The following is a 17529-nucleotide window of genomic DNA, read 5'->3' as shown; positions in this document are numbered from 1 at the left end:
CTTATCTATTACATCTACATTCTGATGAGGAGTGATTCGTAAACTATGGACGCTGCGATTCAGTACATCTTGTACTTTGCCGTACTCGTCGTCCTGGCCGTTCCGCTCGGTCGGTTCATGGCCCATATCATGGATGGTGAGCATACGTTCCTGTCGCCTGTGATTGCTCCTGTGGAGCGTGGCGTCTATCGTCTGCTTCGCATCGACGCGGCAGAACAGATGGGGTGTAGGCGCTATCTGGCGAGCGTGCTGGTCTTTTCGGGGATCGGCCTCGTGACTCTTGTGGCACTCCAGGCGCTTCAGTCCTTCTTGCCAGGCAATCCCCAGCACCTGCCGGGTGTGTCATGGGACCTGTCGTTCAATACGGCTGCTTCCTTCATAACCAACACCAACTGGCAGTCCTACTCCGGTGAGACCACCCTGTCCTACCTTGTGCAGTTCATGGGTCTCACTGTGCAGAACTTCGTTTCCGCTGGCACCGGTATCGCGGTCATGTTCGCGCTGATCCGCGGCTTCCGTCAGGTCAAGGAGCAGGGTCTGGGTTCCTTCTGGGTCGACCTCACCCGCACCGTCCTGTATGTGCTCATTCCGCTGAACCTCGTGTTTGGCATCTGCCTGGCTGCCGGTGGCGTCATCTCCAACTTCCAGCCGGCTCAGAAGGCTGAGCTCGTAGAACCCGTCGCTGTTCAGCCTAATGCAGACGGCGGCTGGAGCGTCATCGACGGCGCCCAGATCGAGGGCGACACGGTCAAGGTCGACGGCAAGGTTGTCGAGGGCGCGCGCGTGGTCACCGAGCAGTTCCTGCCCCAGGGTCCCGCGGCTCCTCAGGTCGCCATCAAGCAGTCCGGCACCAACGGCGGCGGCTTCTTCGGCGTGAACTCCGCCCATCCGTATGAGAACCCCAGTGCCTTCACCAACATCATCGAGATGACCAGCCTGCTGCTGATTCCGGTCGCCTGCTGCTTCACCTTCGGCATCGGTGTCAAGAATGCCAGGCAGGGCAAGGCCATCTTCGCGGCGATGCTTATCCTGCTCGTGGTCTTTACCGGCATCATCGCCGTTAACGAGCATATGGGTACGCCGCAGCTGGCAGATGGCGGCGCGGTCAACATCGAGATGACCGATGGCCAGGCGGGCGGCAACATGGAGGGCAAGGAGAGCCGCTTTGGCATCGCCTCCTCTTCCACCTGGTCCGCTTTCACGACGGCTGCTTCCAACGGCTCGGTCAACTCCATGCACGACTCCTACACCCCGCTCGGCGGGTTTGTCCAGATGCTCCAGATAGCGCTGGGCGAGGTGGTGTTCGGCGGCGTGGGCTGCGGCCTGTACGGCATGATCGGCTTCGCCATCCTCACGGTGTTTATCGCCGGCCTTATGGTCGGCCGCACGCCCGAGTTCCTGGGCAAGAAGATCGAGCCGACCGAGATGCGCTGGGCGGTGGTTCTGTGTCTCGCCACCCCGTTCGCCATTCTGGTGAGCTCCGCTATCGCCTGCATGGTGCCCGGTCTTGTCGACCAACTCAACAACGGCGGGGCGCATGGCTTCTCCGAGGTCCTGTACACCCTTACTTCGGCTGGCGGCAACAACGGCTCCTCATTCGCCGGCATGAACTGCAACATCCCGTGGATCAACGTGCTGCTGGGTATCGAGATGCTGTTCGCGCGGTTCCTGCCGATTGTGGGCACGCTCGCCATCGCGGGCTCGCTGGCCGGGAAGGGCAAGGTCGCCGAGAGCGCCGGCACGCTTTCCACCACCAATGCCATGTTCGTGTTCCTGCTGGTATTCGTCGTTCTGCTGATTGGCGCCCTGAGTTTCTTCCCGGCGTTGGCGCTTGGTCCCGTTGCCGAATTCTTCCAGATGGTTGCGTAAAGGAGTCGCAGATTTATGGCTATGCAAAAAGACATGATGAGCCGCGCGGTGCGCGATTCATTTGCCAAGCTTGACCCCCGTGTCCAGGTCCAAAACCCGGTCATGTTCCTGGTGTGGCTGTCGGCCGCCATGACCTCCATTCTGGCCATCGCCTCTATTTTTGGGGTACAGGACGCCGACGTCCCCACGTACTATGTGATCGCCATTGCCGTCATTCTCTGGCTGACCGACCTCTTTTCAAATTTTGCCGAGGCACTTGCCGAGGGCCGCGGTAAGGCGCAGGCAGACTCCCTGCGCGCGGCGAAAAAGGACGTCGAGGCCCATCGCATCGAGTCCGTCGAGGATAAGGACCGCTTCGCGGTCGTTCCCGGTACCGAGCTCTCGCGCGGGGATCTGGTGGTCGTGCGCGCCGGCGAGCAGATTCCGGGAGACGGCGATGTCATCGAGGGTGCCGCCTCGGTTGATGAGTCGGCCATCACCGGCGAGTCTGCACCCGTGGTTCGCGAGGCTGGCGGCGACCGTTCTGCCGTCACTGGCGGCACCACCGTGCTTTCCGATTGGATTGTGGTGAAAATCACCAGCGAGCCTGGCCAGAGCTTCCTGGATAAGATGATCGCCATGGTCGAGGGCGCCGCCCGCAAGAAGACCCCCAACGAGGTCGCGCTCGAGATCTTTCTGGTTGCTCTGTCCGTCATCTTCATCCTCGTGACGCTCGCACTGTACTGCTACTCGAGTTTCTCTGCAGGGCTCAACGGTATGGCGAACCCCACCGCTGTGACCACGCTCGTTGCCTTGCTCGTCTGTCTGGCGCCCACCACCATTGGTGCGCTGCTGTCCGCCATTGGCATCGCCGGCATGAGCCGACTGAACGAGGCCAACGTACTGGCCATGTCCGGCCGCGCCATCGAGGCCGCCGGCGACGTCGACATCCTCATGCTCGATAAGACCGGTACCATCACCTTGGGCAACCGCCAAGCCGCTGAGTTCATTCCGGTCGACGGTGTCGATCCGGCAGAACTCGCCGATGCCGCGCAGCTGTCCTCTCTGGCGGATGAGACCCCCGAGGGCCGCTCCATCGTCGTGCTCGCCAAGGAGCAGTTTGGGCTGCGCGGCCGCACACTCGAGGATAAGGGCATGGAGTTCATCCCCTTCACCGCGGCGACCCGCATGTCCGGTGTGAACTACGCCGACAGCGAGATTCGCAAGGGTGCGGCCGATTCCGTTCGCGCTTATGTGGAGGCTGCCGGAGGAGTGTTCTCGAAGGAGTGCGACGAGGCCGTCGAACGCATTGCGAAGGTGGGTGGCACTCCGTTGGTCGTGGCAAAGGACCGACGTGTGCTGGGTGTCGTCTACCTTAAGGACATCATCAAGTCCGGCGTGAAGGAAAAGTTCGCCGATCTGCGCCGCATGGGTATCAAGACCATAATGGTGACGGGTGATAATCCGCTGACGGCCGCCGCCATCGCCGCCGAGGCCGGTGTGGACGACTTCCTGGCCGAAGCGACGCCCGAGGGCAAGCTCGATAAGATCCGCGCGTTCCAGCGTGAGGGCCATCTGGTCGCGATGACCGGCGACGGCACCAACGACGCGCCCGCTCTGGCTCAGGCCGACGTCGCCGTGGCCATGAACACGGGAACCCAGGCTGCCAAGGAGGCCGGCAACATGGTCGACCTCGACTCCAGCCCCACCAAGCTCATCGATATCGTGCGTATCGGCAAGCAACTGCTCATGACCCGCGGCTCGCTCACGACCTTCTCGGTTGCCAACGACGTCGCCAAGTATTTCGCCATCATCCCGGCGCTATTCTCGCCGATCTACCCCGGGTTGGACGCCCTCAACATCCTGGGGCTCACCAGCCCGTTGACTGCCGTGCTGTCCGCCATTATCTACAACGCGCTGGTCATCGTCGCGCTGATTCCTGCCGCCCTGAAAGGCGTGAAGTACCGCGAGCTTTCGTCCGGCCAGCTGCTGACCCACAACCTGCTGGTGTGGGGTCTGGGCGGTATCGTGGCGCCGTTCGTATTCATCAAGATTATCGACATGCTGCTGGCCTTGTTCGGCATTGGCATGATGTAGACGGAGGTATGTATGTTCAAAGGTATCGCATCGCGCGCACTCGGCGTGTTCGCGCTGTTTACCATCGTCTGCGGCCTGGGATACACGCTTGTGGTGACCGGCGTCGCGCAGCTTGCGTTTCCGTACCAGGCGAACGGATCGCTTATTACGGTCGACGACAAGGTTGTGGGTTCCGAACTCATCGGCCAGAACTTCGATGACGAAGCCCACATGTGGGGTCGTATCCAGAACGTGTCAATTGTCGAAGGCGAAGACGGCGAGCTCATGGCGTATGGTGCCCCGTCCAACCTGTCCCCGGCGAGTGAGGAGTATCGGCAGCTTGTGGACGCGCGCGTGAAGAAGATCCGCGCCGCCAACCCCGATGCCGATATGGACGCTGTGCCCGTCGACCTGGTGACGTGCTCGGGGTCCGGCCTCGACCCGGAGATCTCTCCGGATGCCGCCGAGTACCAGGTCCCGCGCCTTGCCAAGGCCACGGGCAAGAGCGAAGGTGAGGTGCGCGAGATCATCGCCCAGTGCACCAAAGGCCGATTCCTGGGCGTCTTCGGCGAGCCCACGGTCAACGTGCTCAAGGTGAACCTTATGCTGGACGGCGCGCTGTAGGTGAGGGAGTGGCGGATGAGGGCGTGACTGACTATCTGAGCCCTCAATTCCACCCCGCCCATCAGTTGCGGTGAAATACGGACTGTTTTGCCTGTCAAAAGCCTCATCTACTCCGTATTCCACCGCAACTTTTTTGTGAGGGTCGGGATTGAAGGTGGGGAGTGCGAGCGAGTGCGATTGCGGCGGATACTGATACGATAGGTACGTTAGCAACTGCCGCCCAGCGGCTCAAACGAAAGGAACCCTGTATGGAGTCCTCCGCCTATCCGATGCTCTTTAGCCCGATCAAGGTCGGTACGACCGAGGTCAAGAACCGCGTCTTTATGCCGCCGGTGTCCACCAACCTGGCCGATCATGGCTATGTGACCGACGATTTGGTCGATCATTACCGTGCCCGCGCCAAGGGCGGCGTGGGCCTGATCATCACCGAAGTCGTGACGGTCGAGCCCACCTATACCTATCTGCCGGGTGACATGTGCTGCTACGACGACACGTTTATTCCTGGCTGGGAAAAGCTCGCCGCGGCCGTCCACGAGTACGGTTGCAAAATCATGCCGCAGCTCTTCCACCCCGCCTACATGGCCTTTAACATTCCGGGCACGCCGCGCCTGATCGCTCCGTCCTTTGTGGGCCCGTCCTATGCCCGCGAGGCACCGCGCCCCATCACGGTCGACGAGATTCACGAGCTCACGCATCAGTTTGGCGACGCTGCCGTGCGTATGCAGAAGGCTGGCGTCGATGGCGTTGAAGTCCATGCGGCACACGCCCACGGCATGCTCGGCGGCTTTTTGACTCCGCTCTACAACAAGCGTACCGACGAGTATGGTGGCTCGCTCGACGCCCGTATGCGCTTCTTGCTCGAGGTCATCGCCGAGATTCGTGAGCGCTGCGGCAAGGACTTTATCATCGACGTCCGCATTTCGGGCGATGAGTACACCGATGGCGGCCTGACCCTCAACGACATGATCTACGTCTCGCGTCGCCTGGAGAAGGCCGGCGTCGACATGATTCATGTGTCGGGTGGTACCACCATCAAGCGCGGCTCCGCAATTCCCGCCGCCGGTACCCAGCAGGCCTCGCATGCCGCCTGCTCGCGCGAGATCAAAAAGCACGTCAACATTCCCGTCGCCACCGTCGGTCGCATTAACGAGGCCTGGATCGCCGAGGAGCTGATCGAGGACGGCGCTGCCGACATCTGCATGATGGGCCGCGCCAATCTGTGCGATGCCGAGTTCTGCAATAAGGCCGCTGCCGGCAACGCCGACGATATCCGCCCCTGCATTGGCTGCCTGCGCTGCCTGAACGGCATTATGTTTGGCAAGCGCATCTCCTGCACCGTCAACCCCGATGTTGAGCGCGACGAGGCCGGTTACGAGCCTGCCGCCGAGGCCAAGAACGTACTGGTTGTGGGCGCTGGTCCTGCGGGCATGGAGGCAGCCTACATTGCCGCCAAGCGCGGTCATAACGTGGTGCTCGTGGACAAACAGGACGAGCCGGGTGGCGAGATGCGCATCGCGGCCGTTCCGCCGGCAAAGCAGGAACTCACCCGCGTGATCAAGTATCAGTACCGTCGCCTGGCCGAGGTCGGCGTGAAGTGCGTATTTGGCACCGAGCTTACTGCCGAGGACATTCAGCGTGACTACGCCGGCTACGAGGTCGTCCTGGCCTATGGCGCCGAGCCCATCGCCCCGGCCTTCATGCAGGGATTTAAGCAGGTCATGACGGCTGACGACCTATTGGGCGGCAAGGCTTTCCCGGGCAAGAAGATTGTCATCGTGGGCGGCGGCACCGTCGGTTGCGAGACGGCCGACTACCTGGCCCCGTTGGTCAACGATCTGTCGCCGGCCAATCGCGACGTTACCGTCATCGAGATGACCAAGACGCTCGCCGCCAACGAGGGCGGCGCCGGTCGCGCGGTGCTCATCACGCGCATGCTCTCCAAGGGCGTTCACGTGCTGACCGAGGCCAAGGTGACCGAGATTACCGAGGATGCCATCAGCTACGAAAAGGACGGCGAGATCCACACCATCGCCGATGCCGATACGCTGGTACTTGCCATGGGCTATCGTCCCAATACCAAGTTGGCCGACGACCTTGCTGCAGCCGGCGTTACCACCCACGTGTTGGGCGATGCCAACAAGTGCGGCAACATCCGCGACGCCATCGGCGACGGCTACAAGATTGCCTGCGAGCTCTAGTTAATCCCTTGGCGCATGGGGCCTGTCCCCGCGGCGTCAGTCGGTAGATAGCAAAAAGCGGCGGTCGTCCCGTACGTGGGACGACCGCCGCTTGCGTTAGCTGCAATGAGTCGTGCGATTAGAGGCCCAGGATCTCCTTGACCTTGGCGATGATGGCCTCGTCGGTGGCGTTGGCAAAGAAGTACTCCTGGAAGTGTTCGCCGGCAAGTGCGCCCTTCACCAGGTCCTGATCGATCTCGCCCAGAACGTCGACGAGCGGACGCATAGTCACAGCGCGGACGCCGTCGAGGATTTTCTTGTTGCGCTGCTCGGGCTCAACACGCTCGGCAGGATAGCCGTTGCCCGAACCAAAGCCAAAGAGCTTCTCAAAGGTGTACTCGAGGTTGAGCTCCTGGCCCCAGCCGTTCTTGAGGGCGAAGGGCATGGCGACAGCGTTACCGTCGTTGACCTGGGCAAAGGTGTAGGCATCGAGCGGGTCGGCAACATGGCCGCACAGCACGCCGGGGAAGGAGTTGCAGGCGAGCATGGCGCCCTCGCCGGTGCCACAGCCGGTCACGACGTAGTCGGCAGCGCCGGAGTTGAGCAGCACGGCGGCCAGGATGCCGTTCTGCACATAGGTGAGGGGCTTGGAGTCGGCGTCGGCATACATGCCATAGTTAAAGACGGTGTGGCCCATGGGCTCGACAACCTTCTTAAGGGCAGCCTCGATCATAGGGTTCTTGGAGTTCTGAGAGTTTTCGTTGATCAGAGCGATCTTCATTGCGAATTACCTTTCTATTTCTAACTTGCGGTGAAATACGGACTGTTTTGCCTGATAGAAGCCAAAACCAATCCTTATCTCACCGCAACTCAAATGAAAAACGAGTGGATGAAACCTGATGTGGGCAGTTGCGGTGACGCTTATTGAGGCTGCTTTCCAATGTATGCGAGGATGCCGCCGTCGACGTAGAGGATGTGGCCGTTGACGAAGTTCGACGCGTCGGAAGCCAGGAACACGGCGGGGCCCTTCAGGTCCTCGGGCGTGCCCCAACGGGCGGCCGGCGTCTTGGCAATGATGAACTGGTCAAACGGATGGCGGCTTCCGTTAGGCTGCGTCTCGCGCAGCGGCGCGGTCTGCGGCGTGGCGATGTAGCCGGGCCCAATGCCGTTGCACTGGATGTTGGCCTCGCCAAACTCGGAGCAGATGTTCTTGGTGAGCATCTTCAGGCCGCCCTTGGCCGCGGCATAGCCGGCGATGGTCTCACGGCCCAGCTCACTCATCATCGAGCAGATGTTGATGATCTTGCCGTGGCCCTTGGCGATCATGCCGGGCAGACAGGCCTTGGACACGATAAACGGTGCGTTGAGGTCAATATCGACGACACGACGGAAGTCCTCGGCGCTCATGTCGAGCATCGGGGTGCGCTGAATGACGCCGGCGTTGTTGACCAGGATATCGGGCGTGGTACCAAAGTCGGCCTCGATCTTGGCGATGAGCTCGGCGACGACGGCCTCGTCGGTGACGTCTGCCACGTAACCATGGGCCTCAAAGCCCAGCTCGCGGTAGTGCTTCTCGGCCTCGGCGACCTTGTCGGCGTGACGTGCGTTAAAGGCGATCTTGGCGCCGGCCTCTCCGAGCGCCTCGGCAATGGCCATACCGATGCCATAGGTGGCGCCGGTTACGAGCGCGACCTTGCCATCCAGGCGGAAGCTGTCCATAAGATCAGACATAGCGATCCTTTCAAAAGAAACGTTCATCTATATAAGTCTTGCTTTTCATACAAGGTCAGTATAGGAGAAGAGGGGGAATTAAAAGTCAGATTCTCCTAAAATCAGGTGAACGTTCACTTTTAAAAGGTAAACGGTGATCTCGCCCTTGCCGCGCGGACGTTTATTCGCTCTGTTCCTGCGCGCCCTCCGCAATCATGTTGCGGTTATACACCAGGTGCAGATACATCGCGTCGTGCGCGGCGGTGGGATTGCGCGAGGCGATGGCGTCGGCCACATCGCGGTGCGTGCGGATAGTTTCCTCGACGAGCTTTTTGCCAGTCACGTCGATAAAGAGGGGGACGGATGCCTTGAGCACGCCCATCAGGCGGGGAACGACGAGGTTTCCGGAGCTCTCGGCAATGGCATTGTGGAACGCGGTGTCGGCGGCGGAGTAATCCTCACCGGCCTCGGCCAGGCGCTCGGATTCGTCGCAGAGCTCTTCGATACAGACGACCTGATCGTTGGTTGCGTGCTCGGCCGCCATGCGTGCCATCTGCGGCTCGATCATAAAGCGCACCTCGAGTAGGTCGCGCGCCAGACGCTGCTTGTCGTCAATAAAGGTAAAGCCCAGCGGGTCGTCGGCAACGCCGGGGTTTGACGCCACATAGGTGCCCGAACCCTGCTTAATGCGCACGATATTGCGCGACTGCAGCAACTTCATGGCTTCGCGCACGGTGCTCCTGCCGGCGCCCAAGCGCTCGACCAGCACGGTTTCCTTAGGCAGGCGATCGCCTTGCTCAAGGTGTTCATCCAGAATCAATTGAATGATTTTCTCCGATATTTGCTCGGGGAGTCCCGATTCGCCGCGGGCCATAGCTATACCTTTCAATACAGAATTCATCTGAGCTATTTTAGCGCACCACGGATGCGATATTGGCCGATGGATTTGAGTCGGGCGGCTTAGATATACCGTTCGCAGCGCAAATACGACCGTTTACCAAATACATCAGATGTATTTCGGACAAATTTCAAAATGAAACATCAGACCATTCCAAAACACGCTATAGTCATCAGACGAATTCAAAAGGTCTGATGAATTGGAGGAAAGATGTCAGACCCAACGTTTATGGCTGATCCCACCAGGCTGGTCATCGCCGCCATCGTGGGCATCGCGCTGCTGCTTGCGCTCATCATCAAGTTCAAGCTGCACCCCGTGCTGTCGATGATGGTCTCGGCGCTCGTGATCGGTATCGGTGCCGGCATGCCGCTCGACATGGTGGCAGACACCGTCACCAAGGGCGTGGGCACCACGCTGCAAAACATCGCCTTGCTCATTGGCCTGGGATCGATGTTTGGCCAGATTTTGGAGGAGAGCGGCGGCGCCAAGAAGATCGCCCAGACCTTCATTGACACCTTTGGCCAGGGCCACTCCAGCTGGGCGCTGGGCATCACCGGTTTGGTCATCGGCACCACGGTGTTCTTTGAGGCCGGCGTGGTCGTTTTGATCCCGCTTGCCTTTAGCGTGGCATCGCAGACCAAAAAGTCGACGCTCTACTACGGCATCGCGCTGCTCGCGGGACTTGCCGCTGGCTATGCGTTTGTGCCGCCATCGGCCGGGTCGGTTTTGGTCGCCGGCACGCTCGGTGTCGACCTGGGCACCATGATTCTCGTCGGTATCCCCACCGCCTTCATCGCCATGGCGATTGCCGGCGTCATCTGGGGCCGCAACGTGGGCGGTCGCATTTTTACCGATGTTCCGGAGCACTTTACCTCTGCCGAGGGTGCGAGCGACGAAAAGGAGCTTCCCCCCTTTGGCATGGTGCTTGCCATCGTGCTCACGCCGCTTTGTCTGATTTTGCTGGGCACGTTGTCCTCTTATATCCCCATGCCCGCCGAGCTCGCCTCGATTCTCGCCTTCCTGGGCAAGCCGTTCGTCGCTTTGACGCTCGCCACGCTCGTCGCGATGTATCTGCTGGGCGCGCGCCGCGGCTACTCCGGCGCCGAGCTCAAGGCCCTGCTCGACCGTTCTCTTAAGCCCGTCGGCATGATCTTGCTGGTTATCGCCTGTGGCGGCGTCATTCGCTGGATGCTGCAAGACTGCGGCTTGGGCCAGGTTATCGGCCCCGTGCTCGAGGCCTCACCGCTGCCTTTGGTGGTCGTTGCCTTTTTGATTGCCGTCATGGTGCGCGCCTCTGTCGGCAGCTCCATCGTCTCTATGACCATGGCATCGGGCATTATGGCTGCCATGCCCGCGGTCGCTGGTGCTTCGGTGCTCATGCGTGCCGCTATCTGTCTTGCTATCTGCGGCGGTGCCACGGCCCTCTCGCACGTCAACGATGCCGGTTTTTGGATGTGCTCCTCGTTCCTGGAGATTGACGAGAAGACCACCCTCAAGTCCTGGACCGTTATGGAGACGCTCATCGGTCTTTCGGGTCTTGCCTGCGCCTTGGTGATTTCGTTCTTCGCCTAGTTCGCGTAGCTAAGCATCTTTTGCCGAGCACATCGCTCGGCAGCCACCTACACCAGATTTATTCACCAACGATTGGTACAACCGTTCAAACCAAAAGAGGAGAACATCATGGACGAGAAAACCAAGGCACAGATTCAGCAGGAGGCCGCCGACCTGGTTGCCAAGCTGCAGCCGCGTTCCGGCAAGTTTCGCACCATCAGCCCCGAGATGGACCCGCTGCGTCTGGGCTCCGGCTGGACGATCGAGGACCTGGACAAGCCGCAGGTCATCATCGAGTCGACCTTTGGCGATTCGCACCCGGGTTCTGCCGGCCTGTTCGAGCTGGTCGAGGAGGTGCGCGCTGGCGTTGCCGAGGCTGGCGGTCACGGTGCCCGTTACTTCTGCACCGATATCTGCGACGGCGAGGCCCAGGGCCACGACGGCATCAACTACTCGCTGCCCAGCCGCGACATGATCGCCAACATGATCGAGATCCACGCCAAGGCCACCCCGTTCGATGCCGGCGTCTTTGTCGCCAGCTGCGATAAGGGCCTGCCTGCGAACCTCATGGCCATGGGCCGCATCAACATCCCCTCCATCGTCGTTACCGGCGGTGTCATGGATGCCGGTCCCGATCTGTTGACCCTGGAGCAGCTCGGCGCGATTTCTGCCCGTTACGAGCGCGGCGAGATCTCCCGCGAGGAGCTTGAGTTTGCCAAGCACAACGCATGCCCCAGCTGCGGCGCCTGCTCCTTTATGGGCACCGCCTCGACCATGCAGGTTACCGCCGAGGCCCTGGGCCTTATGCTCCCCGGCACGGCTCTGCTGCCCGCCACCAGCTCCGACCTGCGCGAGTTCGCCCGCGAGGCCGGCCGTCAGTCCGTGTGGCTCTCCGAGCACAACCTGTGTCCGCGTGACATCGTGACCAAGGAATCCTTCGAGAACCTCATCATGGTCCACGGCGCCATCTCTGGTTCCACCAACTCCCTGCTGCACATCCCCGCAATCGCCCGTGAGTTTGGCATCGAGATGTCCGCCGACGACTTCGATCGTCTGCACCGTGGCGCCCACTACCTGCTCAACGTTCGTCCCGCAGGCGAGTGGCCGGCGCAGTTCTTCTATTATGCGGGCGGCGTGCCGCGCATCATGGAGGAGATCAAGTCGATGCTCCATCTCGACGTCATGACCGTCACCGGCAAGACTCTCGGCGAGAACCTCGAGGACCTCAAGAACAACGGCTACTACGAGAAGTGCGGCCGCTACCTGGAGAAGTGGAACCTCAAGCGCGAGGACATCATCCGTCCGTTCGACCAGGCTTTTGGTACCGATGGCTCCATCGCCATCCTTCACGGCAACCTTGCCCCCGAGGGTGCCGTCGTCAAGCACACCGTCGTTCCGCGTGAGATGTTCCAGGCTACGCTCAAGGCCCGTCCGTTCGACTGCGAGGAGGACGCCATTCACGCCGTCCTGACGCATGAGGTCAAGCCCGGCGATGCCGTTATCATTCGCTATGAGGGCCCCAAGGGTTCCGGAATGCCCGAGATGTTCTACACCACTGAGGCTATCGCCAGCGATCCCGAGCTGGGTGCGAGCATTGCCCTGATCACCGATGGCCGCTTCTCCGGCGCCTCCAAGGGCCCGGCTATCGGTCACGTTTCGCCCGAGGCTGCCGTGGGCGGCCCGATTGCCCTGATCGAGGAAGGCGACCTGATCCAGATCAACATTCCCGAGCGCTCGCTGTCCATCGTGGGCATCGCCGGCAAGAAGATGGAGCCGGCCGAGGTCGACGCCGTCCTGGCCGAGCGTCGAGCCGCTTGGAAGCCCAAGGCTAATCGCTATACCTCCGGCACGCTCAAGTTCTTTACCGAACATGCAGTTTCCGCCATTCAGGGTGGCTACATGGAGTAGCGCCCGGGCGCATCGATTCCCTCTCATAGATGCGTGACGCAAAGAGCCCCGAGTTCATACTGAACTGCCTCCCATTTCTTGGACACAAGAAATGGGAGGCAGTTCAGTATGAACTCGGGGCTCTTTGCGTCTAGATTGGGGACGCATAGCCGGACGAAAACAATTTGCGTCTGGTAATAAGCGTACGAAAGCGCAATTTACGTCTTAATTTCGGACGCAAATCAAGACGAAAACCGTTTACGTCTGCTTTAAATCCGTACGAAAACGGTTTTCACCTTGCAGGGCAGTTGCCGTTTCTACAGTTCAACTTCCAGTTCGGCTTTGTGTTCGTAGAGGTAGTCGCGCATGTAGGGGATGGCAAATGAGACCTTGCCGTACGAAGGAGCCTCGATAATCGATTCTCTTAACAGGCGGCTGCGGACGGAGCTCACCTGTTGAGGCGTTTTGTTTAGGGCATCGGCAACCATGCTGGTCGAGCTCGTCTGCCCCAAAGACGCCATGCTCAGCAGATAAGCGATGCACGTGGGCGGAATGCGCTGCAGCGCGGGCTCAATCACCATGGCGCAGAAGCGTTCGCGTGCCGTTGCAATGCCACGCTCGGCTTCTTCTTCTCCAATAATCGCTGTGTGCGCGCGTCTTGCCAACTGCCATGCGTAGTATCCAACGAGTTGGATCATGAAAGGATAGCCTTGCGTTGCCTCGGCAAGTTGGCCGGCAATACCTGGCTGCAACTCCATGCCAGACGCTTCAATGGTTTCCTCGAGGGAGTACGACACTTCGGTTACTGCCACAGCCTTCAGATCAAAGGGGAGGGCACGGCGCAAAAACGTAAGTGTCTTTCCGTTGATGATGCTTTCAATCATCGAAGGCAGCCCAGCAAAAACAAAGGCGATATCAAGGTCTTCGCCGATAACCTGCTGAATCGCAATGGAGAGCGTTCGGACCTCATCGAGCTCTGCGTCTTGAACCTCGTCGAGAGTGATGAGCAGGCCATTTCCATTCTTGGATATTGTCTGTCTCATGGCGTCGCGTAGCGATGGGCCGATTCGCTCAATATCTATGCTGCCGATGGATATGCCAGCTACGGTGGGCTCAAATCTGGCGTGTTTGGCCTGGAATTTGGGCTGCAGCTGTTCGAGAATGCGCTGGCAAAGTCCCTCGGTTGCGACCTCTTTTATGACCGTCCAGCCACGGCTTTGCGCCAAACGTGAGCACTCGTCAAGGAGGACCGTCTTGCCCGTTCCACGGACGCCGGCTATGCGCATTAGGCGCCCAGGGGCACCAGGCCCGTTGGTGAGGCCTTCACTGAATTCTTCAAGTACATCTTCGCGGCCGATAATCGTGGGAGGTGTTTTACCTGCTGTGGGCTTAAAAGGGTTTGTTTGCATGTGAGCCACCTTTGCTCAAGATATAGCAAGATATAGCAAAGTATAGCAAAGTATAGTGAGATATAGCAACGTATAGCGCTGTTTGCGGGTTCTTACGGTGGTGCTATTTCCCGAATGCCGCGCGCACAAAGCGCTGGGCGAACAGCTTATTAGCGATGTTGATGACATGGTCCAAGAACAGCGCCGAGATGGCGGTGGTCACGCCAAAGCCGCCTAGGTTGTGCATGAGCGCGAGCGACAGAACGAGAGACACGGCGACATGCGAGCAGTCGAACACGACTTTTACGTCGCCAAAGCGGCGTTTAATCTTTTCGGCAATGACCTGCACCAGGCCGTCGGGCGCGTTGGGGACAACGCCCATGTTGACGACGAGACTTACGCCAAATGCAGTGACAGCGAGGGAGAGCAGCATGGTCTCAACCTGTATGGGGAGTGCTGCGGGATGCAGCGGGTTGACCGCCATGAAGAAGTCGGTGAAGCCGCCGATGAGCGTTGAGAAGCACAGCTCGAGCAGGATGCGCGGCTGGAACTCGCGTCGCAAGATAGTGAATTGTGCCACGATGTAGGCGACATAGGTAGCAGTGATCCAAAAGCCGAGCGTCTTGCCCGTGAGCATGGATAGGGTTGTGGCAAAGCACGTGAGCGTGGCGACGCCCAGGCCGGATGCCGTCTGGAGACTCATGCCGAGTGCCAGTACTGCAACGCCCGCCAGATACATCAGCATCCTGATGACGGTATGGAACCAATCGATCTTCTCGCCATTCATGATGATGAGCGGTCGCATGTTGCTACCCGTTCTTTCGGTTGTGTGAAAAAACTGACCCGGACCGGCAAAAGAGGATTATCGGAGGCACTGCTGTTAAAGCAGAAAAGCCGGCCCCACGGTCAGTTGTCTAGGAAGTGTCTCGCTGTGCCGGAATGGGACTGAAGAGCCAGCGAGACGGGAGGAAAGCAAATGACATTGCGTGGGCAATAGGATGCCAAGATGGTAGGGTGCGTCTTAGCATCCTATTGCTCACGCTCGATGAAATCGGTTTCGTTTGAGCCTTAGTATACGCACGGGATTCTATTTGCAAAGAGAAAAACAATAAAAAGTGAACGTTCACCTAATCGTAACAACTCGTTGGCTGTATCATGGCGGTAGTCGATACGAAACCGATTTCGTATCGACTACGCATGCGTTGTATCTGTCCATTATCTGGTGGTGTAAACGAGGGGTTACGCCTGCCGCAAAAGCGGCATTCATCATTGTCCAGATCGAAAGGATCACCGTGGAACAGCATACCGATTGCTCGTACTGCATGTGCGGGACCGACAACACGCTCGTCGATGCCTTTGGCATCCCCATGCTTGACCTGCCTGCCAGCAAGCTCATCTTGTTTAAGGAGCAGAGTCATAAGGGCCGCGTAATCGTGGCCTCCAAGCAGCACGTCGATGACATCTCCTGCATGTCCGAGGAAGACGCCGCCGCCTTTATGGCCGATGTCCGCCACGTCGCGGCAGCGCTGCACAAGGCGTTCAATCCCGACAAGATTAACTTTGGTGCCTACGGCGACACCATGCATCACCTGCACGTGCATATCGTCCCCAAGTACAAGGACGACCCGTTTGAGTTTGGCGACGTGTTTGCCATGAACCCCGGTCGCGTCACGCTCGAGTCGGCTCAGTACGACGAGATCGCCCAGGCAATTGTCGCCAACCTATAAGCGAGTAAAAGCTGCTATTTCGAATAGAAGCACTTGGCTTCATTGCCAGTTAAAAGGAGCTTATCTATGAATGCGGGAGTTGTTTCACTCCTTTGGGTGCTGGTGGGCGTAGTCCTGCTGGTCGCCATGATCGTTAAGTTTAAAATCAACAGCATCATTGCGCTTATTCTTTCCGCCATTTTTATCGCCCTTGCCGACGGCATCTCTGTGGGCGACCTTGTCACCACCATGGAAGATGGACTGGGCGGAACGCTTAAGTCGCTTGCGCTGATCATTATCTTTGGCGCAGCCATCGGAAAACTGATGACCGATTCGGGTGCCTCGCAGCAGATTGCCGACACTATCGTTGACAAGCTCGGTATTAAGCTGCTGCCTGTTGCGCTTCTGATCATCGGCGTTATCTTTGGTATGAGCATGTTCTACGAGGTGGCGTTCCTTATCGTTACGCCGCTCGTTATCAGCATCGCCAAAGAGGCCGACATCCCCTATATGCGCCTGATTATCCCGGCTGTTTCTGGTACCACGATGGGCCATTCTCTTTTTCCGCCGCAGCCTGGTCCTATGGCGCTGGTGAGTGCCTTTGGTGCCGAGGTTCCGCCGGTCTACATCTTTGGTCTGATCGTCACGATTCCGACACTTATCTGCTCTGGTCTTTTGCTGTGCCATTTCATCCCCGGTCTCGATGACATGCCGCTTGGCAATGTTATGAAGCCGGCGGAGCGCAGGCCCGCGGACGAGCTTCCGCCGTTTTGGCTTTCCATTCTGGTGCCGCTGTTCCCGGCAATCATCATGATTGGGGCTTCGATTATCAAGAACACGGTGGGCGAGGGTTGCTTTGCATACGATCTTGCCAGCTGCATCGGTAGCGCAGATATCACTATGCTCATCACGATGATTCTTGCCATGGTTGCGTATGGTTATACGCGCGGCATGGATGGCGGAGAGATCTCTAGCTCTATGTCCGATGCTATCAAGGGCGTCGCGAACGTGCTGCTCGTTATCGGTGCCGGCGGCATCATGAAGCAGGTCATCATTACTTCTGGCGTTGGCGCGACGCTTGCCGACATGGTGAGCCTCATGCCAGTGTCGCCGCTGATTTTGGCTTGGGTGATCACGGTGGTCCTGCGCCTGCTCACCGGCCAGGGTACCGTCTCGGCCATCACCGCCGCCGGCGTCGTGGCGCCTATGGTTACGCAGTTTGGCATCAACCCGGTGCTTGCAGTACTGGTCTGCGCCTGCGCATCCAATACCATCACGCCTATGTATGACGGCGGCTACCTGCTGTTCCAGCAGTCGTTTGGCCTGTCGATGAAGGATACCTATAAGACATGGGGCCTGTTGGAGCTCGTCAACTCCGTTGTCGGCCTCATCATGGTTCTAATCCTGAGCCTGTTTATCTAGGCGAGAAACGCATAAGACAAGCGTGTCTCACCGCAAGCCCGCGGACAGTTGCCTATCAAACTGTCCGCGGGCCTTTGCTTTTTATACCAACGGCATGTCGCACCCGTCCCCCCTCATAAGTTGCGGTGGAATAGTTCCTGTTTTTGCTGCTGAAGGCCTTGAACAGGAACTATTCCACCGCAACTTATGAGGGGGCGGGGGATGCGATAGTATTGCATGGTGGTATTCGATTAACCGAGGCT

The 17529-nt window shown here is 59.2% G+C and carries 13 protein-coding genes; 8 read left to right on the top strand and 5 right to left on the bottom strand.

Annotation, left to right across the window (positions count from 1 at the left end):
* The first annotated feature begins 45 nt into the window (after positions 1-45).
* The 4 genes from kdpA to NBH09_RS01575 all read left to right on the top strand — a co-directional run bounded on the left by kdpA (position 46) and on the right by NBH09_RS01575 (position 6746).
* Positions 46-1869 (top strand): potassium-transporting ATPase subunit KdpA, encoded by a 1824-nt coding sequence (gene kdpA / locus NBH09_RS01590; RefSeq protein ID WP_250786870.1) that lies wholly within the window; start codon positions 46-48, stop codon positions 1867-1869.
* Between the two features lie 15 nt (positions 1870-1884).
* Positions 1885-3945, top strand: a complete 2061-nt coding sequence (gene kdpB, locus NBH09_RS01585; RefSeq protein ID WP_250786869.1) for a potassium-transporting ATPase subunit KdpB — start codon at positions 1885-1887, stop codon at positions 3943-3945.
* Between the two features lie 12 nt (positions 3946-3957).
* The gene (gene kdpC / locus NBH09_RS01580; RefSeq protein WP_195568437.1) at positions 3958-4548 is read left to right on the top strand and encodes a potassium-transporting ATPase subunit KdpC; all 591 of its coding nucleotides are present in this window, start codon (positions 3958-3960) and stop codon (positions 4546-4548) included.
* Positions 4549-4796: 248 nt separating this feature from the next.
* Complete coding sequence (locus NBH09_RS01575) at positions 4797-6746, top strand: NAD(P)/FAD-dependent oxidoreductase (protein ID WP_195568436.1); 1950 nt, start codon at positions 4797-4799, stop codon at positions 6744-6746.
* A 118-nt stretch (positions 6747-6864) separates the two neighbouring features.
* On the opposite strand, the gene NBH09_RS01570 is transcribed toward NBH09_RS01575, so the two are convergent.
* The 3 genes from NBH09_RS01570 to NBH09_RS01560 form a co-directional block, all read right to left on the bottom strand.
* Positions 6865-7506 (bottom strand): RpiB/LacA/LacB family sugar-phosphate isomerase, encoded by a 642-nt coding sequence (locus tag NBH09_RS01570; RefSeq protein WP_055309683.1) that lies wholly within the window; start codon positions 7504-7506, stop codon positions 6865-6867.
* Between the two features lie 140 nt (positions 7507-7646).
* Positions 7647-8456 carry a gluconate 5-dehydrogenase gene (locus NBH09_RS01565; RefSeq protein ID WP_250786867.1) on the bottom strand — a complete coding sequence of 270 codons (810 nt, stop codon included), beginning with the start codon at positions 8454-8456 and terminating at the stop codon, positions 7647-7649.
* A gap of 160 nt (positions 8457-8616) precedes the next feature.
* On the bottom strand, positions 8617-9309 hold the full coding sequence (locus tag NBH09_RS01560) for a FadR/GntR family transcriptional regulator (RefSeq protein ID WP_250786866.1): 693 nt from the start codon (positions 9307-9309) through the stop codon (positions 8617-8619).
* 234 nt (positions 9310-9543) lie between these two features.
* On the opposite strand from NBH09_RS01560, the gene NBH09_RS01555 reads away from it, so the two are divergent.
* Entirely contained in the window at positions 9544-10905 is a 1362-nt protein-coding gene (locus tag NBH09_RS01555) for a GntP family permease (RefSeq protein ID WP_195246054.1), read from the top strand.
* 108 nt (positions 10906-11013) lie between these two features.
* The gene (ilvD, locus tag NBH09_RS01550) at positions 11014-12792 is read left to right on the top strand and encodes a dihydroxy-acid dehydratase (RefSeq protein WP_229030369.1); all 1779 of its coding nucleotides are present in this window, start codon (positions 11014-11016) and stop codon (positions 12790-12792) included.
* A gap of 296 nt (positions 12793-13088) precedes the next feature.
* On the opposite strand, the gene NBH09_RS01545 is transcribed toward ilvD, so the two are convergent.
* On the bottom strand, positions 13089-14180 hold the full coding sequence (locus tag NBH09_RS01545) for an ATP-binding protein (RefSeq protein WP_195246053.1): 1092 nt from the start codon (positions 14178-14180) through the stop codon (positions 13089-13091).
* Positions 14181-14283: 103 nt separating this feature from the next.
* Positions 14284-14964, bottom strand: coding sequence for a YczE/YyaS/YitT family protein (locus tag NBH09_RS01540; protein WP_195246052.1), 681 nt, complete (start codon positions 14962-14964; stop codon positions 14284-14286).
* Positions 14965-15451: 487 nt separating this feature from the next.
* On the opposite strand from NBH09_RS01540, the gene NBH09_RS01535 reads away from it, so the two are divergent.
* A complete protein-coding gene (locus tag NBH09_RS01535) occupies positions 15452-15886 on the top strand; it encodes an HIT family protein (RefSeq protein ID WP_196031456.1) in 435 nt (144 codons plus the stop codon).
* Positions 15887-15952: 66 nt separating this feature from the next.
* Entirely contained in the window at positions 15953-17287 is a 1335-nt protein-coding gene (locus NBH09_RS01530; RefSeq protein WP_161115492.1) for a gluconate:H+ symporter, read from the top strand.
* The last annotated feature ends 242 nt before the right edge of the window (positions 17288-17529 follow it).

The organism is Collinsella sp. BG-O-102, from assembly GCF_023656745.1.
Classification (GTDB): Bacteria; Actinomycetota; Coriobacteriia; order Coriobacteriales; family Coriobacteriaceae; genus Collinsella.
The sequence above is the reverse complement of the archived record's forward strand: the minus strand, read 5'-3'. Positions and strand labels throughout refer to the sequence as shown.